This window comes from Pseudopedobacter sp. (genome assembly GCF_040392825.1).
In the GTDB taxonomy this organism is placed as follows: domain Bacteria; phylum Bacteroidota; class Bacteroidia; order Sphingobacteriales; family Sphingobacteriaceae; genus Pseudopedobacter.
In genome coordinates this window covers 1-3,373 of record NZ_JBEBVH010000358.1, presented here as the reverse complement: position 1 = coordinate 3,373, position 3,373 = coordinate 1, and the positions used below count along the sequence as shown (strand labels likewise).

The window sequence follows — 3,373 nt, the reverse complement described above, 5'->3', positions numbered from 1 at the left end:
ACTCTCTAATTACAGAAATATAGCAGGAATTGATTGGCAGGACGAGATTTTTAAAAACAGTCCTGTACAAATACATAATATAGCTATCAGAGGGGGAGATAAGGATACCAAATATTCGATTTCGGGGTCATTGTTTGACCAAAATGGAATAATTATAAATTCTGGAGCCAAAAGATATCAGGGGCGAGCAGCGTTAGACCAAACAATTAGCAAGAAAATAAAAGTTGGCCTAACCATTAACTATGGCTATTATGGCAAAAATGGATATGCTATTAATGGTGAGGATGTATCAAATTCTACTAATTATGGTATATTCAGAGCTTGGGGTGCAAGACCTGTTTCTGGTGAATCCAATTTAAACCTGATGGATTACGCCATAGATCCTGATTATTCTTTAACATCACCTTTCCCTAAATATAATCCGGTTACATCCTTAGAAAACGAGGATAAAGAATTAGGTTCTTCGAACTTATTGACGAGCGCATATTTCGAGTGGGACATTCTTAAAAATTTAAAATTTCGTTCTATAGGTTCGGTAAATACAGACAGAGACAGGCTAGATATTTTCTATAACTCCCTAACACCAGGAGGTAATACTGCGTTGGTATCAAATGGTTCGTTCAGGTATTTAAAAAGCAGATATTTTACAAATGAGAATACATTAAACTATACCAATGTTTTTAATGGAGTACATGCTTTAGACGCGACAGCAGGCTTTTCTTATTATAATGGAATGCGTGAGTTGTTTGGGTTTAGTGTTTCAAATTTGCCAAATGAGGATATCGGTAAGTACGGTTTAGATGAGGGGTTACCTTATGTGACAGAATCAAATATGTCTAAATATTCTTTCAGATCGTATTTTGGTAGATTAAACTACAATTTTAAGTCTAAATATTATTTGTCTGCGTCTTTAAGGGCAGAAGAGCTTCCTTTTACAAATAATACTTTTTCTTTTTCACCTTCAGTTTCATTAGCATGGAATATGATGGGAGAAGACTTTTTAAAATCTTCCAATATTGTTTCGACTTCAAAATTGCGATTGGGCTACGGCCAAATTCAAAGTTGGTTATATGAACCTTATAATTATTTAAGTGTTTTTGGAGCTAATGATGCGATCTTTAATGGACTGTTAGATCTTAATAACAGAAGAGAAACCACAGAACAATATAATCTGGGGTATGACTTAGGTCTTTTAAAAGATAAAGTGGCGTTAAGCCTTGATGTATATAGAAAAGATGCTGGTTCAGAAAATCCATACCTGGCTTCTGTCAGAAATGAAGGTTTAGAAGTTTCATTAAGTACTAATAATATCCAAACAGATAAGTTCAAATGGACTTCTCATTTTAATATAGCATTTAATAAAAGTAAGATTTTGTCTATTAACAATACAGATGCTATTTACTCTCAAATGGGAGTTAATTCTCCGTCCTCTCCTTTATACGTGAGCAAAGTTGGCTCTCCTGTGGGGATGTTTTATGGATATGTATTTGATGGCATCTATCAGGTGGAAAGTTTTGATTATGTAAATGGAGCATATACTTTAAAGGTAGGTGTGCCCGATAATGGTTCGCCAAGAACTGATATTCAGCCAGGGCATATTAGATATAAGGACTTAGATCACAATGGTATTATCAATGAGGACGACCAGACTATTATCGGAAGAAGTGCTCCAAAACATTTTGGCGGATTCTTAAATAACTTCAATTATAAGGCTTTTGATTTAAGTGTATTATTCCAATGGTCTTACGGAAACCAGATCTATAATGCCAATAGAATGTTATTCGAAGGAAATTATTTGAATTTAATGGGTTTAAACCAATATGCTTCTTATAATGACAGATGGACAGAAGAAAATCGTTCTAACGAGCTATTTAAAGTAGGAGGGCAAGGTCCTGCCGGAATGGAATCCAGCAGAGTATTGGAAGACGGTTCTTATTTAAGATTGAAAACAATTTCTGTTGGTTATAGTATTCCGAAGAGACATATCAAATCGTTATATCTTAGTCAATTAAATGTGCGTCTTTCTGCCCAGAACCTGTTTACTATAACAAAATATTCAGGTTTAGATCCGGAAGTGTCTTCGAGACATTCGGTTCTTACTCCGGGATTCGACTATGCAGCCTATCCTCAGGCAAGAACAATTTCATTGGGACTTCATGCTACTTTCTAATCTCCTAAACAGAAAATTATGTGTAAATATTATATAAAGCCCAGTTTGGCAAATCAAAATAGATTGAAGGCAGTGGTTAATTTAAAATTGATGTTTGGTTTACTGTTGGTATTTTCTCTTCAGCAAACAGAAAGCTACGCCAGTATTAATACGGTGTTTAGTGGTAATAAAATTATCAAAAATCAAAAGATCTATATTACCGGTAAGATAACAGACGAATCTGGTATTGCCCTACCGGGAGTGAATATTCAGGTAAAGGGAGGCGGAAGTAAAACAATATCAGACCAGAACGGAAACTATAGAATAGAGGTTGCCCAGTTAGGAGCTACCCTGATATACAGCTATCTGGGGTTTGCTACGCAGGAACATAAGACTACATCGGCAGTTAGGAATATTGTGATGAAGGAGGAAGCTCAAAATCTGGAAAGTGTAGTAGTAATAGGATATGGTGCCGTAAAAAAAGAAGATTTAACAGGTTCCGTAAGCCAGGTAAATATGACGGATTTATTGGAAGCTCCTGTAGGTTCTTTTGATGAAGCCTTGGCAGGTCGTGTAGCGGGTGTTCAGGTTTCGTCTTCCGATGGACAACCAGGAGGTGTTCCGGACATAGTTATCAGGGGAGCCGGGTCTTTAACACAAAGTACAACGCCTTTATATGTAATAGACGGTTTTCCAATAGAAGATCCTGATAATGCAGCGATTAATCCAGAAGAAATTGAATCAATGAACGTTTTAAAAGACGCTTCAGCGACAGCGATTTACGGATCCAGAGGTGCTAATGGTGTTATCATTATTCAAACAAAGAAAGGTAAGATAGGAAAGCCTGTTATTTCGGTTAACGCTTCACTTGGATTTAGTGAAGTACAGAAGACTATTAAAATGATGACTCCATGGGAGTTTGTGAATCTGCAAATGGAGATCAGTGCAACAAGAACTAAAGAGATTTATACCAGAGCAGATCTTTACCCGGGAAATCCAGACGATCCAAATGATCCGGCAGATCCACGATATGATCCAGAAGGAAGAACCCTTGAAGATTATAGAAATTTGCCTGGGATAGACTGGCAGGATTTAATGTTTAGAAAAGGATTAACCCAAAATCATAATATAGCTATCAGAGGCGGAAACAGGAATACAAAATATTCATTATCAGGGTCCGTATTCGCTGCGATTGGTATCTTGCTGGTTACGTGTTGCTGAGGT

General features: G+C 36.5%; 2 protein-coding genes. Both read left to right on the top strand.

The window, feature by feature from the left end:
• Positions 1-2,170: SusC/RagA family TonB-linked outer membrane protein (locus ABWO41_RS16875; protein ID WP_353140516.1), on the top strand; the 2,170-nt coding region annotated here is incomplete at its 5' end.
• Positions 2,171-2,188: 18 nt separating this feature from the next.
• Entirely contained in the window at positions 2,189-3,370 is a 1,182-nt protein-coding gene (locus ABWO41_RS16870; protein WP_353140513.1) for a TonB-dependent receptor plug domain-containing protein, read from the top strand.
• Positions 3,371-3,373: the final 3 nt, after the last annotated feature.

Coding starts and splice junctions, on each gene's coding strand:
- ABWO41_RS16870 (WP_353140513.1), top strand. CDS start 2,189: ATGTGTAAATATTATATAAAGCCCAGTTTGGCAAATCAAAATAGATTG.